Source organism: Acidiferrobacter sp. SPIII_3, assembly GCF_003184265.1.
GTDB lineage: Bacteria > Pseudomonadota > Gammaproteobacteria > Acidiferrobacterales > Acidiferrobacteraceae > Acidiferrobacter.
Genome location: NZ_CP027663.1, coordinates 1,101,694 through 1,126,277 on the forward strand (window position 1 = coordinate 1,101,694; position 24,584 = coordinate 1,126,277).

Annotated in this window: 16 protein-coding genes, 1 tRNA gene and 1 pseudogene; 8 read left to right on the forward strand and 10 right to left on the reverse strand. The window is 67.0% G+C overall.

Annotated elements, in window-relative coordinates; all coding sequences use genetic code 11:
- Window positions 1-8 precede the first annotated feature (8 nt).
- From pelF to C4901_RS05760, 9 genes and pseudogenes are all read right to left on the reverse strand, one after another.
- A pseudogene (pelF, locus tag C4901_RS19195) lies at window positions 9-1,172 on the reverse strand (GT4 family glycosyltransferase PelF); the annotation flags it as partial.
- Window positions 1,169-2,161, reverse strand: a complete 993-nt coding sequence (locus tag C4901_RS05725) for a hypothetical protein (protein ID WP_110136518.1) — start codon at window positions 2,159-2,161, stop codon at window positions 1,169-1,171. The gene C4901_RS05725 and the pseudogene pelF, both read right to left, overlap by 4 nt.
- Entirely contained in the window at window positions 2,151-3,479 is a 1,329-nt protein-coding gene (locus tag C4901_RS05730; protein WP_110136519.1) for a PelD GGDEF domain-containing protein, read from the reverse strand. The genes C4901_RS05725 and C4901_RS05730 overlap by 11 nt, the downstream gene beginning before the upstream one ends.
- Complete coding sequence (locus C4901_RS05735; protein WP_110136520.1) at window positions 3,476-3,997, reverse strand: penicillin-binding protein activator LpoB; 522 nt, start codon at window positions 3,995-3,997, stop codon at window positions 3,476-3,478. Before C4901_RS05735 ends, C4901_RS05730 begins: the two co-directional genes overlap by 4 nt.
- A gap of 14 nt (window positions 3,998-4,011) precedes the next feature.
- Window positions 4,012-6,810 carry a tetratricopeptide repeat protein gene (locus tag C4901_RS05740; protein WP_110136521.1) on the reverse strand — a complete coding sequence of 933 codons (2,799 nt, stop codon included), beginning with the start codon at window positions 6,808-6,810 and terminating at the stop codon, window positions 4,012-4,014.
- Window positions 6,807-7,667 (reverse strand): hypothetical protein, encoded by an 861-nt coding sequence (locus C4901_RS05745; RefSeq protein ID WP_110136522.1) that lies wholly within the window; start codon window positions 7,665-7,667, stop codon window positions 6,807-6,809. The genes C4901_RS05740 and C4901_RS05745 overlap by 4 nt, the downstream gene beginning before the upstream one ends.
- Window positions 7,639-10,452 (reverse strand): endo alpha-1,4 polygalactosaminidase, encoded by a 2,814-nt coding sequence (locus C4901_RS05750; protein WP_110136523.1) that lies wholly within the window; start codon window positions 10,450-10,452, stop codon window positions 7,639-7,641. The genes C4901_RS05745 and C4901_RS05750 overlap by 29 nt, the downstream gene beginning before the upstream one ends.
- A gap of 392 nt (window positions 10,453-10,844) precedes the next feature.
- On the reverse strand, window positions 10,845-12,026 hold the full coding sequence (gene rfaQ / locus C4901_RS05755; RefSeq protein WP_110136524.1) for a putative lipopolysaccharide heptosyltransferase III: 1,182 nt from the start codon (window positions 12,024-12,026) through the stop codon (window positions 10,845-10,847).
- On the reverse strand, window positions 12,026-13,282 hold the full coding sequence (locus tag C4901_RS05760; RefSeq protein ID WP_110136525.1) for a hypothetical protein: 1,257 nt from the start codon (window positions 13,280-13,282) through the stop codon (window positions 12,026-12,028). The genes rfaQ and C4901_RS05760 overlap by 1 nt, the downstream gene beginning before the upstream one ends.
- Before the next feature lie 279 nt (window positions 13,283-13,561).
- Between C4901_RS05760 and C4901_RS05765 the strand changes: the two genes are divergently transcribed.
- A complete protein-coding gene (locus C4901_RS05765) occupies window positions 13,562-14,074 on the forward strand; it encodes an outer membrane protein (protein WP_110136526.1) in 513 nt (170 codons plus the stop codon).
- 78 nt (window positions 14,075-14,152) lie between these two features.
- Here C4901_RS05765 and C4901_RS05770 read toward each other — a convergent pair whose 3' ends face one another.
- Window positions 14,153-14,908, reverse strand: coding sequence for a sulfite exporter TauE/SafE family protein (locus tag C4901_RS05770; RefSeq protein ID WP_110136527.1), 756 nt, complete (start codon window positions 14,906-14,908; stop codon window positions 14,153-14,155).
- Window positions 14,909-15,448: 540 nt separating this feature from the next.
- Between C4901_RS05770 and C4901_RS05775 the strand changes: the two genes are divergently transcribed.
- The 7 genes from C4901_RS05775 (at window position 15,449) to clpX (ending at window position 24,579) form a co-directional block, all read left to right on the forward strand.
- A complete protein-coding gene (locus tag C4901_RS05775) occupies window positions 15,449-18,079 on the forward strand; it encodes a bifunctional diguanylate cyclase/phosphodiesterase (protein ID WP_110136528.1) in 2,631 nt (876 codons plus the stop codon).
- Window positions 18,080-18,148: 69 nt separating this feature from the next.
- Window positions 18,149-20,020 (forward strand): molecular chaperone HtpG, encoded by a 1,872-nt coding sequence (gene htpG, locus C4901_RS05780; RefSeq protein WP_110136529.1) that lies wholly within the window; start codon window positions 18,149-18,151, stop codon window positions 20,018-20,020.
- An 85-nt stretch (window positions 20,021-20,105) separates the two neighbouring features.
- Window positions 20,106-20,993, forward strand: a complete 888-nt coding sequence (locus tag C4901_RS05785) for a phosphoribosylaminoimidazolesuccinocarboxamide synthase (protein ID WP_110136530.1) — start codon at window positions 20,106-20,108, stop codon at window positions 20,991-20,993.
- A gap of 58 nt (window positions 20,994-21,051) precedes the next feature.
- Window positions 21,052-21,136, forward strand: a tRNA-Leu gene (locus tag C4901_RS05790).
- A 125-nt stretch (window positions 21,137-21,261) separates the two neighbouring features.
- The gene (gene tig, locus C4901_RS05795) at window positions 21,262-22,554 is read left to right on the forward strand and encodes a trigger factor (protein ID WP_110136531.1); all 1,293 of its coding nucleotides are present in this window, start codon (window positions 21,262-21,264) and stop codon (window positions 22,552-22,554) included.
- A 22-nt stretch (window positions 22,555-22,576) separates the two neighbouring features.
- A complete protein-coding gene (clpP, locus tag C4901_RS05800) occupies window positions 22,577-23,197 on the forward strand; it encodes an ATP-dependent Clp endopeptidase proteolytic subunit ClpP (protein ID WP_110138538.1) in 621 nt (206 codons plus the stop codon).
- A gap of 89 nt (window positions 23,198-23,286) precedes the next feature.
- The gene (gene clpX, locus C4901_RS05805; RefSeq protein ID WP_110136532.1) at window positions 23,287-24,579 is read left to right on the forward strand and encodes an ATP-dependent Clp protease ATP-binding subunit ClpX; all 1,293 of its coding nucleotides are present in this window, start codon (window positions 23,287-23,289) and stop codon (window positions 24,577-24,579) included.
- The last annotated feature ends 5 nt before the right edge of the window (window positions 24,580-24,584 follow it).

The window sequence follows — 24,584 nt, forward strand, 5'->3', positions numbered from 1 at the left end:
TCTGTGACCGGCTGGAAGCCCTTGAAGCGCACGTGCCCGGCGAGATCGAGGTTGTCTATGAGCGCGCGGCATTCAGCCACGTAGGACGGGTCCTCGTCCTCGGGGCCGACGATCCAGCCTTGGGCCTGGGGGATCTCGGCTATCACCGCGCGCATCGCGCGTATGAAGGTCTTGATGTCCTTGATCGGCGTGACGCGCCCAAGCAGACACAAGACCGGCGCGGCGAACGACGAATCGGGGCGTGGCGCGCGTAGCGCCGCAAACGGCGCGATCGGCACGCCGTTTGGGATGATGAGGGTCTGGCGCTCGTCGGCCCCGTCGGCGATCTGGCGGGCCTGGGCTGCCGGGTACAGGGCCACGACGTGCCCGGCGGCCTCGTAGCAGGCGCGTCCGAGCGACTCGAAAAATGCGATCCAGAGCTCGCGCAGGTAGCTGATCTCGCTCGGATCGCGTTCCAGACGGCTGCGCCGATCCGCGACCCACGCGGCATTGAGCAGGTCTATGCGCCGCTCCTTGGTGTAGATGCCATGCTCGCTCAAAATGAGCGGCCGGCCGGCGTGCCAATGCAGGAGCGCGCCAAGCAGCCCGGCGTAACCCGTGGACACCGCGTGATAGCAGCGCGCCGGCACAAGCTGCCGGGCGATGGTCGCGAGCCGCCAGATCGGCAGGTGCATGTTGCGCACCGTCCAGAAATAATCGACGAAAGACGGGTCCGTGCAGCGCTCCTCATAGGTCTCGGCGATGTACGCGAAGCTGTCCTCGCCGTACAGGAATTCCGTGAGCGGGATGCGTCCGTGGCCATCGGCATAAAAGGACAGGTCGCGCAGGGCCTCGGGCCAAAACGGCCTGTCTTTTTGACGTAAGCGGGTGTGCAGGTCGCGCAGGCAGGCCGGGGTCCCGGCTATGCGCCGCGGGGTCTTGGGGGGCGGCGCGTCGCCCGCGGCGAACAGGTAATGGGCCTCGAGGTGGACGAGATTCGTGGGGAGCGTGTATTTCACGGGGCCGTAGTCCTGCGGGCGGCTCCCCAGAAAGACGATCCCGAAGCGGTACTCGGGCAGGCCTTGCATCAGCTGGTTGACCCACGAGGAGACACCTCCGCTCACATACGGGAAGGTGCCTTCGAGCAGCAACATGATGTCGACCGAGGTGGCGGTTGGAAACGGGGTGGTCATGGGGTGGCGCTCCAGAACCGGACCACCGGTCCTATGGTAGGGAGATCGAGCAGCGACGGGTAGCTCTTGGCCATATCCTTAAGCGCGGCATAGTCGCCCACCCGAAAGCGGGTCTCGGCGAGATAAGGCAGGACTTGTCCGGGAGCGGCGTTCAGGTCCAGGGCCCGTTCGCAATGGGTGCGCGCGGCCAAATGATGCCCCTCGAGCATGGCGATACGGCCCATGAGGACATGCAGTGTCGCGTCCTCGGGGCGATGTTCCAGGGCGGCGAGCGCATGGGTCTGGGCGCGACGGATGGCATGCACGCGCAGGTGGTCGCGCGACAGGTCCTGATAGAGGAGTTCCCAGTAGAGGAACGCCAGCCGTTTCTCCAGGGCGCTGCCGTCGTCGCGGGGGCCCAGGGACCGGCGTAACGACAGGGTCTCGTTGATGGTCTGCGCGAGATCCCCTTCACGCTGGTCGAGCAGCCCGTAGGCGAGCAGGCGCAGATCCTCCTCGGGGTGGCGCAGGGCGGCGCGTACCAGTGGCGCGGTCTGGCGCGAGAGTCTGGGATCGAGCGCCAGCAGGGCGCGCACGCCGCGTGTGACACCGGCATCCCGGGCGCGCAATATCGCCCACGCGCCGCCTGCCCCCATGTGGGGTTGCCGGCCGCGCATCTCCCTGCCGAACGCCGGCAGCCCCAGGGTCTCGGGCTCGGGTGCGGGCGTGCGGCTGTTCAGGCGCGCGATACCCGCGGTCACGAGCAGCGCGATCGGCACGCCGGCGACCGGTACGGTGGCCATAAGGATCGCGCACAGCCACGATCCCTGCTGCCCGCGATAGGCCTCGGGCAGCAGGCGCGCCATGGGGGCCGCGAGCACAAGCGAGAGGATGCCGTTGGCGGCCAGCGCGTAGGCCAGCAAAAGCCGCGCAGGCAGCCCGCGGAACGTGCGTGCGACCCCCGCAAGCGAGGCCTGGGACAGGAGGTAGGATGCGAGCTCAACGGCCATCGTCGACTCCCGCGGCCGTGCGCAATACCGGCAGCGTGTCGCCGCCTGCGATCTCGTGGATGGACACCGAAAAGGTTGCATCCGCCTTTGTCAATGCAAGCTTCTCGTCGAGGCGCGCCTTAAGGCGATGGGCATAACCCTCGGCCACCGACCGCCTGCCAAACGGCAGCAGCGTGACCAGCCGGCCGACCGGAGGTGTCGTGATGCGCCAGTTGTCGTCGAGGCCGCGCGCGAGCGCCGCAAGGTCGTCCAATATCGCCTCGCGCAAGGTGTCGTCGGCGACCGAAATGGTGGTGGTGACGAGACTGCTCGTGAGGTTCAGATCACGCGCGCAACGCGCGAGTTTGACGGTCTCGGCGGCGAACCGGGGCGGACATTGCGGCAGGCTTTGCAGTATGTCCCGGGCGGTGCACGCGGCCTTGGCATCATCGGCGACATAGGCCAGCAGGACGCTTACGGTGAGCAGGTTCTCGTCTTGCAGGAACAGGAAGGGCATGGTCGCGACCACGAGCACGCCGAGCAGGGTGTCATCGGAGGTGAGCATGGGGGCTGCGACCAGATAGGCGCTTTGCTCCCCGTCTTTCAGGGAATTGGCCGCCCAGTAGGCGGTGCGGCGTTTTTCGCAACAGCGTTTGATCAGGATGTCCTCGCGATCCAGGGCGAATGTCTCGCCGATGTGGGCGCGCGGTTCCGGTTCTATGACATCCCCGGAGACCGCATACAGGGCCGCCTGTTCGAAGCCGCCATGGTAGGCGGTGAGGTGCAGCAGTCGCGCGGCGAGTTCGCCCGTGAGGGCGCCCCCGCGGGTGACGAGTTCGTGGCGGAGCTCACGCAGGGAGTCACGCAGCGTGACGGGCTTGCCGATAAGGGTCTGTTCGAGCCGGTCGTGCGACAGCCGGGTCATATGAAGTGTGCGCGTCAGCCCCTCCAGTTGTTGCGCGGCATAGGCGCTCATCTGTTCGGAGCGGCGCAGGCGCAGGATCCACAGGGAGCCATATTCTCCGGCGAGCAGTGTCAGCATGATGCCGCCCAGGAACTGCCCTTGGGGAAGGCGATGGATGTGCAAGGCCGGCAGCCCGAGGCGCGCGGCGACGAACGACAGGACCAGGATCGCAAGCGACAGCACCGCCGGGGCGAGCCCGTAGCGCAGGGCCACCAGTACCGGCGCGAACCACAGCCAGGGGAACGTGGCGTTCACCAGAAACGGATCGCGGGGGCTCACGGCAAAGGCCACCGCGATGGCGATCACCGGGATCGCGACGGCCTCCGCCCAGGCCCGTGCCTGGGGCGAGGGCGCAAGGTGTGTGCGTACGCTCACGAGAGCAGCCTTCGGATCATGGCGTTCAAGGTATCCTCGGCGAGCACGCCCACGCTCTCGCGCGGCCCGCCGCTGCGGCTCGCGGTGGCCGTCCACACGATGCGGCCGCTCTTCACATTCACGAGGTCCATGGTGACCGCGACTGCCGGCTGTCCGTCCAGGCCGATGGTGTAGCGCCACTCCTGGACTGCGCCCTCGACCACATAGCGATCACCCAGGGCGCGGGCCTTGCGCAGCAAGGTCGCAGGATCGGGCTCGAGACCCAGGGGCAGGCGATTATGGTGATCGACGGCCATGGCGCTTACGCGCGCAAGGCCGTGGGTCAGCAGCAGACTGGCGGTCATGGATGCGGCGCGCGAGCCCGCCCCGGGCGTGGTCGTGTAGTTGGCGAACGGGGCCACAGCGATGGCCGCGTCATGCGCAAGCCGCGGGGCATGGCTTGCCTTAAGCGCGGTGCTCGCGCAGCCCGACAGCAGGATGCCTGTGGTAATGCCAAAGATGCGCTTTATCAGGGTCATGAGGGTCCTCTCTCCTAGGGTTTGAAGTGGTAGTCATAGCGCATGCCGACGGCCTGCAGACGGTTTTCGATACCGATGCCGCCCTGGCTGCGGGTGTAGTAGACGGCCAGGTGGTCGGGGCCCACGATAGGCATCGCCACCCCGACCGAGAGGTCATAGCCGGCGTGGGTGACGCTGTTGTCGAACACCGAGAGATCGAGGAACGGACGCAGGCCGGGGGCGTAATGACGCTGATAGGTCTCGCCGAAGTGCACGTCGAGACCCGCCTGGGCATAGCTTTGCGGCACGAAAAAGCCGATCCCGCCGCTTGGGGGGAGCAGCGGTTCGAGGGCTTCCGGCAGGGGACCGCCTGCGGCGCGATAGTGCGCGAACGACAGCGCGCCCCCGACGGTGATGTCGGGATAGCTGAGAAAGATCTTGTGGTCGTAGTGGAAAGAGGCGATCACTCCGCTCGCGAGCGCGCCCCCGCCCTGGGCTTGGAGTTGCCGGTAGGAAAGCCGTCCGTTCACGGTGTCGCGTACCGTCAAGGCCTCGGCATCGGCCACGCTCACGCCGTTTTTGACGCCCCCGAGATAGAGCGATGGCAGATCGTAGGCGCGCGCATGATAGTTTACGCGCAATGTCTGGGTGCTATGGGGCCAGAATGCCGTCTGCCAGCTGGCCCGGGCGTAGAGGAAGCGGGTCACCGCTGAGCGGCGACCCACGGTGAGGCGGTAACGGCCGGATGGACGGCGTGCCACGATGCCGAAGTACTGAGACCTGTCGAAGCGCGGGATGGTGCCGATGAGCGTCGGGTTGGTGCGCTGATCGAGACTGTTGACGGCCCCTGCGTCGATCGCGGTCCCCGGATTCAGCGCATGGCGCACGGTAAGCCCCTCGCTCAGGGCGCTGAAGCCGGCGCTGCGCAGATATTGGATCTGGCCGCCCACGCGATCCGATTGGCGCAGCGCGAGGGCCCGGTAGCGGCGCGCGAGCGCGACATCGGAGCGGCCCCGGCCGAGGCCTGCGAAGGCCGCCGAGATCGCCTGCGCCGGCTGGCCGACGGCGGCCGCGGCATCGACCCGGCCTACGCGTGGCAGGGTGCGGTCGTGATGGGTGAGGAGCGCGCGCAGGCGCATGCCGTCGTGTCCGGCGAGTGCCACGGCGAGTGCCGCCCACGGGGGCGCAATACCGGTTCTTGCCGCCTCGTAGTCGGCCGGTGCATAGGCCGCGCGCGCCAGTGCGTAACCGAGCAGGACATCGCGACGCATGGGCGCGTGCCGGTCCGGACCCCTGGCGGCGAGCAACGCCATGACCGTCGGGGCGGTGGCGAGATCGACGGCGAGCGCCGCGCGCTGCCGCGCCGCATGGCGGATCGCGGCGCGGCCTGGGGCAAGGAGTATGGCAAACGCGCGGCGGCGGACGGCGATGGCCTCGTCGGCGCGCCCGTCCTTGGCGAGGCTGTCGGCCAACGGCAACAGGAACCGCGGATCATCGGGGTGGCGGCGCAAGAGGCCGCGCAGATAGGGGAGCGCAAGACGCGGCTCGTTCAGGGTCAGAAAGCTGAGCGCATAAGGGAGCCACAGGGAGCGGTTGCGATCGACGATCGGCGCCCACGTGAGCAGGGTGGCGGCGAGATGCGGGGCGCGCCCCGTGGCCACGAAGAACCACAGGTAGGAGTCGAGGATGGCGGTGCTCTGCGGAAAGCGCCGCAGGGCCTCGCGGTAGACGCGTTCGGCCCGCAGGTCACGTCCCTGCACGGCCCAGTAACGGGCAAGTCCGGTCCAATAGTAGGGGTTGCCGACAAGCCTTGCCGTGTTGCCGGCGCGGATCTGCGCGAAGGTCTCGATCAGCAAGGGGCGCGAGTGCCGCCGTTCGGCGATGCCGAGCATGGCAAAGAAGAACACCGGGGTGTGATAGCGCCGGAAGCCCGCGAGCGCCAGCCGGTAGGCATCGCGCGGGTGGCGGTGCTCTTTCAGCAGCACGAGATGGGCGAGGTCCCCCTGGGTGGCGGTACCGCGTGCATAGAGGGCCTGTGCGGCGGCGCGCGCGGCGGGGAAGTCCTGACGCATCCACGCAAGCGCCCCGAGGGTATGGTAGTAGGCGAAGTGGCGGGTCGACACCGCGGCGGCATGGGCGGCGAGCAGGCGGTAGGCGCGGCCGATCTCGCCGCGGTGGTAGAAGAGCGACGCCTCGGTCAAGAGCACGCGCGATGTCGCCCCGTAGCGGCGCGTATAAGCGCGCAACGCGGCGAGTTCGCGGGCCCCGGCACCCAGACTGTTGTCGAGCGTTATGACAGACCACAGGTAGCGCCGGTGCGGGTTCTTGCGCATCGCCTGCTCGAGCCAGTGGATGGCGCGGTGCGGATGGCCCTGGATCTGGTAGAGGCGGCTCATCTCCAAGACCAGCGCCGGCGCGCCCGGGTGACGCGCAAGGCGCAGGGTCAGAAGCTCGGTCAGGCGCGTGAACGCCGACAGTCCGCTCGCGAGCGTCCAGGCGGGCTTCAGGTAGGCGGTGTCGCCTTCGCGCGCGAGATAGACCATGGCGCGCAAGGCGGTGTGATCGTGCCCGGTCCATAGTGCCGTCCGCGCCAGCCGCCGCCGCCACGCGATCGCGTCCGGCCGGTTTGCGACCGCCGCCTGGGCGACGCGGTAGGCGGCATGCACCTGGCCGGCGTTCAGGAACACCTTATAGGAAAGGCTGTAGTCGCGCCGGTCGTAGGGTTCGTGCGGCTGTCCACCGGTGCTTGCGGCGCAGGCCGCGGGCCCGGGCGCGACGGCCACGGCCAGGGCCGTGCCGAGCCCGAGCAGCCGGTGCGCGTAGCGCGGGATCATGTCATGCCCAGGAGGCGCCGGGCGTAGCGCGCCGCCGTGTGGGGCCGGTTGGCGGCGCGCGCAAGCGCGATCATGCGCCGCAGGATCGCCGGGTCGCGGCCGAGGCCCGCCAGGTGGCGGCCGCCCTCGGCTGCGGCCATTGCGACGTCATTGTGGCCCTGCAGGATCTGCAGGGCCGCGAGGAAATAGCGGGCCTCGGCGGTGCGCGTGGCGGCATAGCGTTGGGCCGCGAAATCGAGGCGCGCCGCCTCGCGGGGATGATCGAGGCCGTCGGCGGCATTGGCCGCCAGGGCATAGAGCGCCGCGCGGTGCGCGCGGTCGTGGCGGGCGAGGCCGCGATAGATGGCGACCGCCGCGCCCCCGTCGTGAATGGCAACCGCCTCCCGGGCCAGCGCGCGCAGCACCTGCGGCCCGGCGCCGTGACGCAATTGGCCGATGAGCAGGCGCAGGGCGTGTTCGTTGCGCGCGCGCCGCGCGCTGCCCTTGGGGTAGCGGTAGTTCACCCCCAACAGGTCGCGATAGGTGAGCCAGCGCAGGCGTTGGCGATAGGCATGGCCGGCGGCGTGCGGCATGAGCGGCGCCAGCACCCGCAGCGCCGCGAGATCGTGCCCGGCGTCGATTTCCCGGCGCGCGAGCAGCAGCATGATGGCATCGCTATGCGTATGGCGTGCCGCGGCCTTCACGAAATAGAGATCGACCGCGGGCGTGTGCGAATGCTGGATGCGCCGCAAAAACGATGCCGGATTAAAAAGCAGTACGAGCGTCAATACGATGCCGAGCGCCAAGCCCGCCACGAGCGCGGGCGGCGCCAGGCGCTCGCGTGCGATGTCAGGGGCAGCGAACCGTGAAGCGGCCATGGTGGGCCTCCAGGTGGTAGGTGAAGAGGGACCCGGCGACGCGTCCGTGGATCGGCCGGTGGCCGTCCCGGACCCGGCAACCGGCGGCGTTGGCGAGCCGGAACCGCAGCCCCTTGTGGCCGGCGAGGGCAAAGGACAGGTCCGTCCCGTCATAGAAGGCGCTGGTGATCGTGGCGTTGGCGTCGTGCACATACGGGACGCGCGGCCGGGTCGGTGTGAGGCGGATCCTGAGCGGCGCGCCGGTGGATGGCGGGGCGATGTGGATGTAGCGCACGGCGCCATGGCGATCGAAGCCGGCAAGCCCCCGGGTGCCGCGCAGGCGCGGGTACCCAAGGCGTACCGGGATGCGCCATTCGCGATCCGCGCCGGCATCGCTGATATACCAGCTGCGCGCGCCGCGGGCGACGACCGCATGCCCGAAGTCCACGGCGATGCGGGCAAACTGCGAGGGAAAGATGGCGTCGGTGCGTTGCCGCAGGGCCCAGGTGATCACGTGGCGCAAGGCGCGCAGGCCCGCCACGCGCGCACCCGAATAGAAGTGGTAATAGATGTCCAGGGGCTTCAGGCGCCTTGGGCTGTTGGTGAGCTTGAAGGTCTGGATGGCGCGCACGTAGCCGTAGTAATAGGGGCTCGTCCAGCTGTGCGTGTAGACATTCTCGTCCTGCATGGGCGCATAGACCTGGAAATAGCGGCCTTTGAAGATCCCAAGCCCCCGCACCTTCGTGACGAACGGTTCGGCGTCGGTCTCGGTGGCGCCGCCGCCGTTCAGATTGAGGACATGGGCGCGATAACTGAGGGCCAGCACGCGCGCGTCGGGATCGCAATCCCCGGACCACTGGAGGAGCGATACGCGTTTGCCGGGCGGCGCGATGTGGCGGTTTATCCAGCGAATGGCCCAGCCGACCTCCTTGTGGGCGCTAAAGCGGGTATAACCCGGGACCGTGAGCGCATAGCCGTAGCGCATGTCTCCCTTATGGCCCATGAGCGCGGGGTCGTGTTCGAGCGCCGGCCAGTTGAAGGGGTGGGAGAAGGTGTGCGAGGCGACCTCCACCCAGGGGAGGGCGGCGATGCGGCGCGCAATGGCGGTGAGGTGCGCGGCGGCCTTGGGGAACAGCCCGTGCGGCGTGAAGTAGGAGACGATGAAGGACGCCGATGTCGGGAGCCGGTACTTGTCCAGGATCTGCTTTAGGATGACCTCGCCTGCGTAGCGGTCGCGATAGCGGTAGATCCAGCTCTTGTTGGCAAAGCCGTCACCGTCGATCTGGGCCATGAGCAGGCGCCGCCCGCTCTCGGTGGTGGTGTCGGGGACCGGCATCGCCGGCAACCGCAAGGCACGGCGCAGGAACCGGAACGGGTTGAGGACCCAGGCGGCGGGGGCACGGCCCTTGCGGCTTGGCAGTGCGCCTAAGTAGCTCACGACGTCGGGCGATAACGCATAGCCGCCCCAGGGGGTGAGGCCGGCGGCGTCCTCGCTCTGATCGCGCGCGTCTTGCAGCACCAGAAGCCGGCGGCCGCGACGCAGTGCAAGCGGCCGGAAATTGTTAGGGGCCGCGGCCACGGGAGGGGTTTCGAAGCCGACGTACCGGGGATCGCGGAATGTTACGCGATTGCCTACGAGGCCGCGCGGGATGTGGCCCACGGAAAGGCCGAGCGGGTGCAGATGTCCGGCGTCGGCCGCGAATCCAAAGCTCCCGAGGATGGCCACCGGCACCCCATCGCGCATCTGCCGGCGCAGAAAGCGATAGACCGCCGCCCCTTGCGGCACATGATCGTTCTCGAACCAGGTGACGATGCCGGCGTAGCGTCCCGCCAAGGTGCCATGCGGCAGACCGAAGGCGACGTTTTCGATGCGCGTGCTATAGCCGAGATAGTTGAGCGGCATGGCCGCATACCAGTTGAGCGAGGTGTGCTGGGCATCCTGGGGACCGCTGTAGAGCATGAGGATCTTGCGCGGCATGACGTAAAGCGTGCCGACGCCGAGCATCGACAGTCGCCCGTTGGTGACATACGGACTGATTCCCAGGGCGGCGATACGCCGGGCGTCGGCGATCGCTTGGCGCCGTTGGCGTGCCGGCAGGTAGTCGATGCCGATGACCGGCAGCCCGAGCCGGCGGGCGGCGAACAGTTTGCGCAGCAGGCGCCGGCGCGTGACCCTCGGGATCGGCAGGTAGCGCCCGGTCTTCTGGTCCCAGCCGTCGAACAAGGACTCGGCGGCGACGGCCGTCACCTGCGTGTGGATGGCGGGCAGCAGGCGAAAGCCGCGGTTTAGGATCAGCCGCGCCGCGGGATGGGAGGTCTTGATGGCGCGGATCAGGCGGATCAGTCCCTGGCGTTGGCGGGCCCGGGCGCCGGCCCCGGCGAGCGCCTGGCGATAGGCATCGAGGTCATCGAGAAAAAAGCCCCGATACCCCTGTTTCCAGAGGGGCGCTATGACCTGATGGAGGAAATCCCGCCGGCAGGTCCGGCGCGCCTCGTTCAGGATCGCCGTGCCCCACGCACGGTCCCGGCCGAGAACGCAGCCCGGTGGGACCTTGGTGTACTCGCCCGCGGAGGCCTCGCCCACGCTGGCATAGGCAAACGCGTATCGATCCTTTTTATCAAAGCGGCGCGGCGAGAAGTGCGCGTCCGGCTGGACCACGACCCAGTGAAAGGCCTGGAGCGAATGCCGTGGGGGATGGGCCCCATAGTAGAACGCGATGGAGACGAGATGGGCCTTTGATGTCGACGCCAAGGCGAGCGACATCACCAATATGGCCAGGAGGGTTTTCCAGTCACGTAACAGCATCAGGTCATCACCACCGCGAAAATGCGATCCTTCCCGCGGCCCGGGGCCGCGAGGACAGTTCGGAGCCCGCACGCACGCGAGCGCCAGAAACGGGACGCGAACGCCCGCATTCCTGCCGCCGGCTCATGAGCCGGGCATTATTTTCCGTGTGTTTCCCTGATGGTTGTCACGAAGGCGCACGGGCCAACCCCGGCCCGCCCTTTACTACGCCCCGGTTGTGTCCCTCGTCCGCGCTATGGTCACCCCTTATCATTATCGGCGGACGAACGTTCTTCAGGACACGCCCATGGAATCAGTCTACGGCAGGGCCTGGTGCTTGTCCATGCCTTGCCGGCGATTCCGGAATGCCGGCGGGACCGACGGCCCTTGGCGCGTGGCGACAACTTGTCCTATCAGGTATGCGCGGGCGCTATCGATTCGGACGAGGCTTCTAAGGCTTGAAACGCATCCAATAAGGTGCGGGATTGGATGTCATGGAGGCAGTCGGCATGGCCGCTGTTGCCGCAGCCGTCAAGTTCGCAGGGTTGGCAGGAGCGGTTTGCGACAATGAGCGACTGGCGTGTCTGCCAGGGGCTAAAACGATGATGGTCGCCAGGCCCGAAGCACGCGATCACCGGCAGGCCCATGGCCGCGGCAATATGCATGGGGCCGGAATCGGCGCCGACGAAGACACGCGCGGCTGACGCCAGGGCGGCAAGCTCGGTGAGCGTAAGGGTGCCGGCGAGATCGACCATGCGATCGCCGCGGCCTTCGATGAGCGCGTGGGCAAAGGCCTGCTGCCAGGCCTCGTGGCCGCTGGTGATGACCACGGTAAGGCCCTGCTCCTCGCAATGGTCAAGGAAGTCCCGGCACAGGGCCGCCGGCAGGGTACGTCCTCGTTGTCCGGCAAGCGGTGCAAACAGCACGAAGCCCCGGTGCGGGATACGGCGCGAGGCGAGCAGCGCGGCGATGCTCTCGCGCGCCGCCGGTCCGGGTTCGATCGTGGCGCGCCGCGCCGCGGGGCTTGGGGCAAGGCCCAGGCGGCGCAAGAGATCGAGATGCCATTCGGCGACATGCCGGCGGTTGGGATCGGGGGGCGCGGGCAGGGTATGGGTGAACAGCCGTCGCCACATGAACCGCTTGAGGGGGGAGCCGTGCGTGACCGCTGACGCGCCGACCGCGTAGGGGATGCGTAGGAGGGCCTTGAGCGCCGGTCCCCACGAGCCGTCGGTGGTATGGGGTGATTGTATGAGCAGGTCATAGCGGCGCGCGCGCAGGGTGCGGATCAAGGCCCGGCGCGGTCCGACAGTCCGCCATAGGCCCTTTTGGCGCCAGTCCCGATCGATGGTGTGGACCGCGGCGATCGCCGGGTTATGCACGAAGAGTTCGGCCAGCGGTCGGTGTACCAGGATATCGATCCGGCTGTCCGGGATCATGTCGTGGAGTGCGCTGATGAGCACCGATGACAGCACGGCATCGCCGAGCAGTTGCGGCATGATGATAAGGACCCGTTGCAGGCGCGATGCGGCCACGGCGTCAGGTGGCGCGCCGTGGTGGCGCGCCACCGCCTCCGACGGATTCGGGGCGTCGGCCATCAGGCCCCCTCGGGCAGGGGCCGGTCACCTTCCGGCGTGCGCTTGAGCGAGACCAGCCGGCGGGGTCTCGCGGGGCCACAGATGCGGTCGGGGGAGGGGTGCGCGATCGCGCGCTCCGGGCTTTCGGGCGCGCGTGGATCGGGGACACAGGCCTCGGCGCGGCGCAGGGCCTCGTGCCAGTAGTCGAGGAAAGGCCCGTCGCCGGCTTGCGTGGTACACACCGGGACGGCGCAATCGCTCCAGTCAAGCGCCACATCGAAGCGTCCGGCCAATGATGCGCCGAGGCTACGCTGGCCGACCTCGGTCGACAGGGCCTCGATCGGTATCACGACATCGGCATGGCGCTGCGACAGGGCGGTGCCAAGCGCGAAGACCGCGGCGAACGCGCGCATCGTAAGATCCGGGTCACGGACTGTCAGGCGTTCGGCCTCGCGTTGCGCCCGTCCGGCATCACTGAGCCGCGGGAGGGGATCGAGATCGAGGGCCGCGAGGTAATCGGCGATCCAGGGGTCGCGCCGGCTGAGCAGGAGAATGACGAGGGGGCGTGTCACGAAATAGAGGTCGCCGTGGGTCTGGCTGCGGCCGAATGCCGAGCGCCATAGGCCCAGGCCATCACGGGTCAGGGCGATATGGACACCGGGCATGTGTCGCTTAAACCACGCCGCGCGCCCCGTCGACCGGCAAAAACCGAACACCGCGCGCCGCCCGAGGGACTGCGCATGCGCGACGAGGCCGTTCAGATAGGCCTGCTGGCGGGCCAAGGGTTCATCGTTCACAAAATAATAGGTGTAGGGCAGGGCGTGTTCGAAGCCGCGCACGCCGCCGCCGGGGACCAGCAGGGCTTCGAACTCACAATAATAGGGGGCGTCGAGCGGGGGATGGCCGGACGGCCAAGAGCTGGCCGTGGCCCGGGCCACGGCCGTGCGCGTCAGCGTCTCAAGCGATTCGTGAAAGGGTTCATAGAAGGCGAGGTATTGCGGGCACGACCGGAACTTGCTCCAGACATAGGTCGACCCGGCGCGCCATGGGGCATGGATCCAGATGGGGCCCGTACGCCCGTCGTGCGCGGCGTGGCCGGCCGCCGGCGGCATGGGGTGGCTTTGGCGGCGCGCCTCCAGCCACGCGATCTCCTGGGTCAAGGCGAGCTGCCGGCGGCCGAGTACGCGCAGCTTGTGTTTCATGCACCGCGAACGCACATGCAGATCGGCGAGGCGCAGCGCCAAGGCCGCCCGTCGGCGGATTCGCGACAGCCGCATCACTCCCCTCACGATCCGTCGGCCATGCCGGCGGTTTTGTCGGGAAATAGGCAAGCGGCCGCGTGTGTGAGGTTCTCGATATCCATGTCCATGCTATGGTAGGCGCCGCCGTGACGGTCGGTTGTTACCATTTGTGAGGGTCGGGGCCGATAAGTTCCACCGGGAAGTCCCATTGAGGCGCTTTGCGGCGACCGGGAGACCGATTAGACTAGCCCGTCCGGCGGGCCAAGCGGGCGCGCTTAATAAGAATATCGAAATACTATCAAAGGAGATGATGATATGAGAAACCGTTTCGTGATGGCAGGTCTCGTGGCCCTGTGCGCATGGCCGGCCGCGAGCTTCGCGCGCGTCTGGGTGGGTGGCGATGTGGGTGTGACCGGCGGCGCGCTCGCCGGCACCTCCCCGATCGGTGTCTATGGCGGCCTTTCGACACGGTCTTTTCCGGTGGGTCTGGAGCTTGGCTATCAGTTTCTGAGCGCGAACCCCGCCCACCTCGGAATGTTCACCGCCAGCGCCTTGTACCGTGCCCCCCTCCCGCGCGTTCGCGGCCTGCACTTTCTGGCGCGCCTGGGTCTCGCCGACATTCGCGGTGAGCAAAATCCCCCAAACCCCACCCGCATCCGCAACAGCCTGCGGCCGATGGTTGGGGCCGGCGTCAGCTATCGCGTCATGCGCCGCTGGGATGTGCGCGGGGAATACGATGTGATCATCGATCCACGCACGCTCGGTGGGCTGGCTCAGAACGCCGACGAATTGATGGTGGGCATGACCTACCAGTTCGCCACGCGCTGAGGCCTGCGCCACGGGGCGTGGTGTGCGCCCCGTGGTGTCCGGTGCCGATCAGGGCGCTTGCCCTGCTGGCTACCGGGATCAGATCAGATACTTGATGCCGACGGCCCCGAGCAGCGCGAGCGTGGCACGCAGGAACATGCGCTGGTTGATGCGCATGTGCAGATGGTTGCCGAGATAGAGTCCGAGGGCGGCGGCCGGCGCCATGGCGGCAAAGACGACCGTGAGCGGCCATGTGAGCAGCCCAAAGGCTATATAAAGTCCGCCGCGCACGATGTTATCGGCAAGCGCGATGGCCTGAAACGTGGCACGAAAGGCGCGTTTGTCGAGATGGCGCATTTGCAGATAGGCCACGAGCGGCGGACCTCCCCCCCCGTAGAGACTGCCGACTATGCCCCCGAACACCCCGAGCGGGAGGGCCCAGGGGCGCGCGATGCGCGGCATGCGTTCCGGTTTGGCGATGATCGCATAGACGACATAGGCAAGAATGAAGATCCCGAGGAACAGCGTAAGCTTTTGGGCGTGGGTATGGGCGAGGATGAGGGCCCCGATCGCAAGACCCACGAGCGAGCCTGGGATGAGCCATGTGAGCTCCCGCCAGTGCATTTCCCGGAAGTCGTAGGCCCCGAGTAGTATCGATCCCAAAAGGTCGAGCAGCAGGACCACCGGGACCACCTCCTTGACCGGGAAGCTCAGGGACAATAACGCCACAGCGATAAGGCCGGACCCGAAGCCTATGGTCGCGCGGACGTAGAAGGCGGCAAATACCACGGCCTCCAGAAAGGCGAATAGCGCGGGCCTCTGCGTAAGTTCGGCAATCGCGAGATGGGCCATCATGAGCGGCGGCACTCCAGTGCCGGGCGCCATCCGGTTCGGGGCGCGCGGCGGTTTAGGTGAATAGTTGTACACCCCCGGGATCCGGCCTGATCGTCGAGGGATGATGGGTGCGATCCGCATGGGACTGTCCCGGCGGGCGCGTGAGGTGCGTCCGATGTCGCCGGCGGCGTATCGATCGTGGTCCTCGGTGTGCGGGCGCGTCCGAGAAGCCGAATGGACTGCGCGGGAATGGTAGTGCATGTCGGGAATGGGAATCAATGGCCATAGGCCGGGTCGGTCACGGGGTTCGGGTCCTGGTGCCGACTCGGCTATACTCAAAGACAGAAAAATCGGGGGTAGGGAGCCGCATGGGCGGTCCTGTCTGGGCATCTTGGGGCGCTCGTGGCGCGGTCGCCGGGCGTGAGTGATCGCCGGTCACGTGTCGGGCCGGCCGGTTGGGCGCGCGCTGTGTGGCGCCGAAGCGCCGATGGGTACCGGGGATTCGCAAGCGTTGCCGGACTCACAGCCCGCGACCGGCGCGGCTCATGAACGCCCTGTCTTATGAGTGACGCGGGTACCGGACGATCACGACGCGCACGGGTCGCGGCGTTTGCCGGTCTCGCCCTGCTCGCGACCCTGGCGGCGGCCGGCTACGCCATCGCCTCCTGGACGGGGGCGCGGCGCGATGCCTCCCACGCCCTCTTGGGCGTGACGCGGCTCATGGCGACGACCGTACGCTGGCGTCTGCGAGACGAACAGGCGGCACTGGCGTCCCTGGGGCGGGACATCGCCCATCTGCCGCGGCTTGGCCGCGGAGGCGGTTATCTTGGCATCGGCCGCCTGGGCCGGCGGTTTATGGTGCGCCGGCGGGCGATCACGGCCTTGGCGGTGCTCGGTCCCCACGGGTCGCTCTGGTGGCGCGCGCCGGCCGGGCCGTCCGCCATTCCCGGGGCGAGGGGCGCGAGCCGTTGGGCGCGTGCACGGCCGGCCGGGGCCTTTCGCGTGGGGCGGCCGCGCACGGGCCACGGCGTGCCGGTGTGGCTCACGGTGCGCACAAGGCATGGTGTGCGATTTCTGATCGGGGCCTTGTGGTCGCCCGGCCGGGGGCGGTCCGCAGGGCTGGACGCGATGGTCCGCGCCCCGACCGTGGCCGGCCTTTCCTGGGGTCGAGGTCCGATCATTGCTATCGGCCGGTCGATGCCGGTGCCGCCGGCGGCGGTGCGCATCCCCGTTGGCGGTCGTCGGCCGGCCGGCCGCTTGACCGTCGACCTCGGGGGGCGTGGCGGCCGCTGGCTGGGCGCCTATCGATGGGCTCCCGGCTATCCGTTTGCGGTCTTTGCCCTGCGGCCGTTGGCGGCGGTGTATGCGCGCGGCCATGAGGCCGCCTATCGGGCCGCGATCTGGCTTTGCGCCGTATTGGCGGCGATCGGGATCGCGTACCGGAGCGTGGTGCGCGGCGAGACGCGGCTGGTTCGCGAACGCATCGCGGCGGAAGGGCGATGGTCCGAGGCCAAGACCGAGATCGAGGGGATTGTGCAGTCGCTCGCCGAGGCGGTGTTCGCCACCGATCGCGACGGCCGCGTCGAATACCTGAACCGCGCCGCCGAGCGGCTCACCGGCTGGACGCAGTCGGTGGTGCAGGGGCGCCTGCTCCACGATATCCTGCCCTGTCTCGATGAATACCGTGGCACCCCGTTCGATCCCGTGGCCGAGTGTCTTGCCGGGCGGGCATTGGTGTCCGGTGAGGCGCTGGTGTTTCATCGCCACGGCCACGGGGTGGCCGTGGAGTACGGCGCGGCGCCGCGCCATGGTCCCGACGGCCGTCTATTGGGCGTGGTCTTGTCGCTGCGGGATGCCGCGGAAAAGCGCGTCCTGACCGAGCGTCTGGCCCATCAGGCCACGCACGACCCGTTGACCGAACTGGGCAACCGCATCCTGTTCCATGAGCGTCTCGAGCGGGCCGTGGCCGAGGCCCGGGCGGGCGGCGGGGCGGTCGCGCTGCTGTTTCTGGATGTGGATGGATTCAAGCGGGTGAACGATACGCTCGGTCATAGTACCGGCGATCGGGTGCTGGTACTCATTGCGGAACGCCTACGGCGCGTGGTGCGCACCACCGACACCCTCGCGCGTCTCGGGGGCGACGAATTTGCGGTGGTCCTGCCGGGGCTGCGCACCGGCCAGGACGCGTTGCCCGTGGTCCACAAGATCATGGCGGCGTTCCGCGAACCGCTGGTCGCGGCCTTGGGCGAGGTCGTGCTCGGGGTCAGCATCGGTATCGCCGTCTACCCGCACGACAGCGGTGACAGCCGGGCGCTCGTGCGGGCCGCCGACGCCGCCATGTACGAGGCCAAGGCCGCGGGCAAAAACACCTACCGGTTCTGCGACGGCGCCGACATGAGCCGGCCATCGGGTTCTCTCCTGGCGCGGGCCGCGGACCTCCGTCAGGCCTTGGAGCGTGATGAATTCTCTCTCGTCTATCAGCCGCAGGTGCGGACGGCGAACCGGCAACTGGTGGCGATGGAGGCACTGTTGCGATGGACGCATCCGACCGAGGGGGTCAAGTACCCCGGGGAGTTTCTGGCGGCCCTGGAAGAGGCCGGGCTCATGATCGAGCTTGGCGCGTGGGTGCTGCGATCGGTCTGTCGTCAGAACCGGCAGTGGCGGGATCTGGGTCTGGGGGTGTTTCCGGTGGCCGTCAACGTGTCCGGCGACCAGTGCGCGCACGAGGGCCTGGCCGAGATGATCGACGCGGTGCTGAACGAATGCGGCCTGCGCCCCGACGATCTCGTCTTGGAGCTTGCCGAGGAACTGCTCATCGATGCCCAAGACCCTCTGGCCGAGCGTCTCCTGCGGCTGCAGGAGCGGGGCGTACGGCTGGTGGTGCAGAATTTCGGGGGCGCGTCCTCGACCCTCGGTACGCTGCGACGGCTGCGGGTCGAGGCCTTGAAGATCGAGGCGGCGTTCGTCGCCGGGATCGGCGATGAGCATAACGAGGCGGTGGTGCTCGCTATCATCGCGCTTGGGCGGGCGCTGAGCCTCAGGGTGATCGCAAGCGGCGTCGAGACCGCCGGCCAGTATCGCTTCCTGACGGAGGCCGCATGCGATGCCCTGCAGGGGCGTTATATCGCCGCCCCGCTCGATGTCGAGGCCGCGACCGCCTATTTGCGGGGCCGCGGGATCCCCGGAGGTTGAATTTCCCGGGGCATGCCCCCAATGAGCGGGCTGGTATTCCGGCACAGCACCTAGAGGTTAAGAGTGGCCATGACGACGACCGAAAAACAGACCCTGGGCTTTCAGACCGAGGTGCGCCAGCTCCTCGACCTTATGATCCATTCGCTCTACAGCGACAAGGACATATTCCTGCGCGAGTTGATCTCGAACGCCTCCGACGCCGTCGACAAGCTGCGCTTCGAGGCGCTGCGCGACGAATCGCTTTATGAGGGCGATTCCGATCTCAAGATCCGCGTGCAGATCGACAAGGAGGCGCGCACCATAACCATCGCCGACAACGGCATCGGCATGACGCGTGACGAGGTCATCGAGAACATCGGCACGATCGCAAGTTCCGGCACCAAGCGGTTTTTCGAGAGACTGACCGGCGATGAGGCCAAGGACGCGCGTCTCATCGGGCAGTTCGGCGTGGGTTTCTATTCGGCGTTCATGGTCGCCGACCGGGTGACGTTGTTGACGCGCCGCGCCGGAACCGCCAGCACCCAGGGTGTGGCGTGGGAATCGGCGGGCACGGGCGACTATACGGTGGAGACCGTGGAGCGCCCGGAACGTGGCACTACGGTGGTGCTGCATCTGCGTGAGGGGGAGGACGAATTCCTCGACGATCAGCGCCTGAAGGCGATCATACGCCGCTACTCGGACCACATTACCCTGCCCATCGTCATGCCCGGTGCCGATGGCGCGCCCGAGACCGTCAATAAGGCCGCGGCATTGTGGGCGCGGCCGCGCCAGGACATCACCGAGCTCGAATACGACGAATTCTACAAGCACGTGGCGCACGACTTCGAGGCGCCGCTTGCGCATATCCACAGCCGCGTGGAGGGCAAGCAGGAGTATACGGCCTTGCTGTTCGTGCCGCGCCGCGCGCCCTTCGATCTCTTCGACCGCGACCGCCGTTATGGTGTTAAGCTCTATGTGCGGCGCGTGTTCATCATGGACGACGCGGAGCAGCTGCTGCCCAACTATCTGCGCTTCGTGCGCGGTGTGATCGATGCCGCCGACCTGCCCTTGAACGTGTCGCGCGAGATCCTGCAAAAGAGCCGCGACATCGACACCATACGCAGCGGCGCTACGCGCAAGGTCCTCGATCTCCTGGCCGAGCTCGCCGAGAAGGAGCCGGAGAAGTACCGGACCTTCTGGGCGGAGTTCGGGGTGGTACTGAAGGAGGGCGTAGTAGAGGATACGGGCAATCGCGAGCGCATCGCCAAGCTCCTGCGCTTTCAGACCACCGCCGAGGCCGGCGACGGGGTATCGCTTGCCGATTATGTGGCACGCATGGTCGAGGGCCAGGACAAGATCTATTATGTGACCGCGGAAAGCGCGGCCGCCGCCCGTCACAGTCCGCACCTCGAGATCTTCCGCCGCAAGGGGATCGAGGTGCTGTTGTTGACCGACCGCATCGACGAGTGGCTGGTGACCCATCTGTCGGAGTTCGAAGGTCGCGCCCTGCGATCGGTGGCCAAGGGCGATCTCGACCTTAAAGGGGTCGGCGGGGACGCGGACGAGCCCAAGGTGGGGGAGACCGAGGAACCGGAATGGAAGGCGTTTACCGAGCGCATGGCCAAGGTCTTGGGCGACAAGGTCAAGGAGGTGCGCGTGAGTCACCGGCTCACGGAATCCCCGGCCTGCCTGGTGGCCGGCGAGCACGATCTTGGCATCCACCTCGAGCGGCTTTTGAAGGCGGCCGGACAAAACACCCCCGCCAGTCGTCCGGTGTTTGAAATCAACCCAGGCCACCCGCTGGTCACGCGTCTGCGCGGCGAGTCCTCGGACGAGCGCTTCGCCGACTGGACCACCTTGTTGTTCGATCAGGCGATCCTCGCCGAGGGCGGGGCGCTGGAGGACGGGGCGGACTTCGTGCATCGCCTGAACGGTTTGTTATTGGGTCTCCAGGGCGCATAATCAAAACGGCAACGATAGAACCCGGGCGGGCGCGGGCCGTCGCCGCGGGGAGGGGTGGCGATGATCGGGAGGCGGGTCCTGTAGCGTGAGCACACTGTATGAATCGGCATTGTCCTTGCCGCTTTTGCACCGCGGCAAGGTCCGGGACCTGTATGATGCGGGCCCCGCGCACCTCCTGGTCGTGACCACCGATCGCCTGTCGGCCTTCGATTGCGTCCTGCCCGATCCGATCCCCGGCAAGGGCCGCATCCTGAACGCCATGTCGGGGTTTTGGTTCGCGCGCACCCAGGGGATCGTCGCCAATCACCTCTCGGACCGGCCGCTGGCGTCGGTATTGCCGGACGCCCGGGAGCGCGCCCTGGTGGCGGATCGGGCGATGGTGGTGCGGCGGCTGAAGCCCTTGCCGATCGAGGCCATCGTGCGCGGCTATCTCGCCGGCTCCGGCTGGAAGGAGTATCGCCGGACCGGGACCGTATGCGGCATCGCCCTGCCGCCCGGCCTGCGCGAGGCCGAGCGCCTCCCGCAGCCCGTGTTCACGCCCTCGACCAAGGCCGCGGCCGGCGCCCACGACGAGAATATCGATTATGCCCAGGCCGAGGCCCTGCTCGGCGCCAGACTTGCGCGCGCGGTGCGCGATGCGAGCCTTTCGCTTTATGCCGAGGCCGCGGCGTTCGCGGCCACGCGCGGCATCATCATTGCCGACACCAAGTTCGAGTTTGCCGTCGATGAACAGGATCGGCTGGTGCTGATCGACGAGGTTCTGACCCCGGATTCGTCGCGTTTCTGGCCGCAGACCTCGTATCGGCCCGGGACCAGCCCGCCAAGCTACGACAAGCAATACGTGCGGGACTACCTGGAGACCCTGGCGTGGGACAAGCGCCCCCCGGCCCCCCGTTTGCCGGCGGAGGTCGTGGCCCAGACCGTGGCGCGTTACGAGGAGGCGCTGCGGGTGTTGACGGCGGTGGGCGCCTAAGGCCCGGCCGAGACTGGCCGCGGCCCGGCGCTTTATGCTAACGTGCCTGTCGGGGCCTGCGAAAGTGGCGAAATTGGTAGACGCGCTGGATTTAGGTTCCAGTGGGGAAGCCCTTGGGGGTTCGAGTCCCCCCTTTCGCACCAGAGTCCCGAGGATATGACCCACAGGAGGACGCGGCGGGCTTCGTCTTGGCCGTTTGCGGGTAAGCCGGTATGATCAAGCCCAGAGCGCGTTTCCCTTTTACTCCAATCTTTCGTGAGAAGGCGGTATGCAGGTATCCATAGAAGCAACAGGCGGACTCGGCCGGCGCATGACGGTGGCGGTTCCGGCCGAGCAGTTCGAGCGTGAGTTTACGGAACGCCTGAAGCGGCTATCGCGCACCGCGCGACTCGCGGGATTCCGCCCGGGGCGCGCCCCCCTTAAGATCGTGGAGGCCCAGTATGGCGGCAAGCTCCTCGATGAGGTGGCCCAGGATCTCATGCGCGACAGCTTCTATGAGGCCTTGAACCGCGAGGGATTGAAGGCGGCGGGGGGGCCGATGATAGAGCCCAAGGCCCTCATGCGCGGCCAGGATATGCAGTATGTTGCGGTATTCGAGATCTACCCGCAGGTCCCGCGGCTCGATCTGAAGGGGGTTACGGTCGAGCGCCCGGGTTGCGAGATCACGGACGCCGATGTCGACCGTACCATCGAGGTGATGCGCAAGCAGCGTCAGACCTTCCGGGCGGTCGAGCGGGCCGCGGCCGACGGCGATCGTCTGACGATCGATTTCGTGGGGACGTTGGAGGGCGAAGAGTTCCCCGGAGGGCGCGCCGAGGGCCATACCCTGATCCTCGGGGCCGGAAATCTGCTGCCGGATTTCGAGGGCGGTCTGAAAGGCGCGAGCGCCGGCGCGGTGATCGATATCCCGGTGGCGTTCCCGGCGGAGTATGGGGTGCCGACCCTGGCGGGCAAGAGCGCGCAGTTTCATGTGACCGTGGGCGAGGTCGCCGAGCCCGTGCTCCCGGCCCTGGACGAGGCCTTTGCCGCATCTTTGGGGGTTACCGAGGGTGGGGTCGAGGGGCTGCGCCAGGAAGTGCGGCAGAATCTCGCGCGCGAGGCCGATCGGCGGGTGCGCGAGCGCACCAAGGGCGAGGTGTTTCGGCGCCTGCGGGAGGTGAATCCCATAGATCTCCCCAAGGTATTGGTCGACAACGAGGCGCTGCGGCTGCGTGATGCGGCCCATAGCCAGCTCACACGCCAGGGCCTGCGCCCCGAGGCGTTGCCGGCCGATAGCGGCGCGTTTCGCGAGCGCGCCGCCGAACGCGTCGCGCTCGGCATCATCCTGTCGGAACTGATACGCGTACGCGATCTCAAGGCCGATCCCGCGAAGGTGCGTGCGCGCGTCGAGGAAATGGCCGCCGACTACGACGATCCGGCGCGTTTCGTCGACTGGTATTACAGCGATCGCGAGCGGCTCGCGGAGGCGGAATCCCTGGTCCTCGAGGATCAGGCCGTGGAACAGCTATTGGCCGAGGCGGAGGTGGCCGACAAGGCCCTGCGTTTCGAGGAGTTGACCTGACAATAACCGGGAGCGATCCATGATGAAAACCGAATTCGCTGCCGATCTCACGCCCCGAGCCCAGCTCGTGCCGATGGTGATCGAGACCACGGGCCGCGGCGAGCGCGCCTACGACATCTATTCACGGATGTTGAAGGAACGCCTGATCTTCCTTGTAGGTCCGGTCGAGGACCACATGGCGAATCTGGTGGTGGCGCAGCTTTTGTTCCTGGAGTCGGAGAATCCCGACAAGGATATCCACATCTACATCAACTCGCCGGGCGGAGCCGTGACCGCGGGGCTTGCCATCTACGATACCATGCAGTTCATAAAGCCCGACGTCAGCACGGTGTGTATCGGCCAGGCGGCGAGCATGGGTGCGCTGCTGCTCGCAGGCGGTGCCAAGGGTAAGCGTCATGCCCTGCCGCACGCGCGCATGATGGTCCATCAGCCCTCCGGAGGGTTTCAGGGGCAGGCGACGGACATCGACATCCATGCCCGCGAGATCCTGCGGGTGCGAGAACGATTGAATGGCATTCTGGTCAAACACACGGGACAGGAGCTCAAGCGGATTGAGCAGGACACTGAGCGCGACAATTTCATGGATGGCGGCGAGGCTGTGGCGTACGGTCTGATTGACTCGGTGATCGACAAGCGTAAATAGGGGGATATGCTAGACTGGGAAATAAAGCGCATAGGCCTGTGTGCGCAAAGACGCATGTGGCCGGCGGTTCCCTTGAGCGAGGTTCAGCGATGGCAGACGACAAGCATGATGGCAAGGGTGACAAGCTCCTTTATTGCTCTTTCTGCGGCAAGAGCCAGCACGAGGTGCGCAAGCTGATTGCCGGTCCCTCGGTATTCGTGTGCGACGAATGCGTGGAGCTGTGCAACGACATCATCCGCGAAGAGGTGCAGGATGAGGCTGATATAGGGCTTGCCCGCAACAAGTTCCCGAAGCCGCGCGAGATCAAGCAGATCCTCGATGAGTACGTGATCGGGCAGGCGACCGCCAAGAAGGTGCTGTCGGTGGCCGTCTACAATCACTACAAGCGCATCGAGCATCAGGAGAAGATCGGCGACGTCGAGCTGTCGAAGAGCAATATCCTGCTCATAGGCCCGACGGGATCCGGCAAGACCTTGCTGGCAGAGACCCTCGCGCGCCTTTTGAATGTGCCGTTCACCATCGCCGATGCGACGACGTTGACCGAGGCCGGCTACGTCGGCGAGGATGTCGAGAACATCATCCAAAAGCTTCTACAGAAGTGTGATTATGATGTTGAGAAGGCGCAGACCGGGATCGTCTACATAGACGAGATCGACAAGATCTCGCGCAAGTCGGACAACCCGTCGATCACCCGTGACGTGTCGGGCGAGGGCGTGCAGCAGGCGCTGTTGAAGCTGATCGAGGGAACGGTGGCCTCGGTGCCGCCGCAAGGGGGGCGCAAGCACCCGCAGCAGGAGTTCCTGCAGGTCGACACCCGTAACATATTGTTCATCTGCGGGGGCGCGTTCTCGGGACTCGAGAAGATCATTCAGGACCGTTCCGAAAAGAGCGGCATAGGATTCAATGCCGAGATCAAGAGCCGCGTGGTCAACAAGCGCGCGAGCGATGTATTCCGCGGCGTCGAGCCCGAGGATCTGATCAAGTTCGGACTCATACCCGAATTCGTCGGGCGCCTGCCCGTGGTTGCGGTACTGGACGAACTCGATGAGGCCGCGCTCATTCAGATATTGACGGAGCCGAAGAACGCGCTGATCAAGCAGTATCAGAAGCTTTTGAAATTTGAGGGCGTGGATCTCGAGGTGCGGGACGATGCGCTTGTGAAGGTGGCCCATCGCGCCATGGAACGTAAGACCGGGGCGCGAGGCCTGAGATCCATCCTCGAGAATGTGCTGCTTGAGATCATGTTCGACCTGCCGTCTTTGGAGAACGTGAAGAAGGTGGTGATCGACGAGGGTGTCATTGCGGATACGAGCAAGCCGCTGCTCATCTACGCCGATCACGAAGAGCCGGCGACCCCGAAGCGGGCGTCGACCCGTCCCTGACCCGA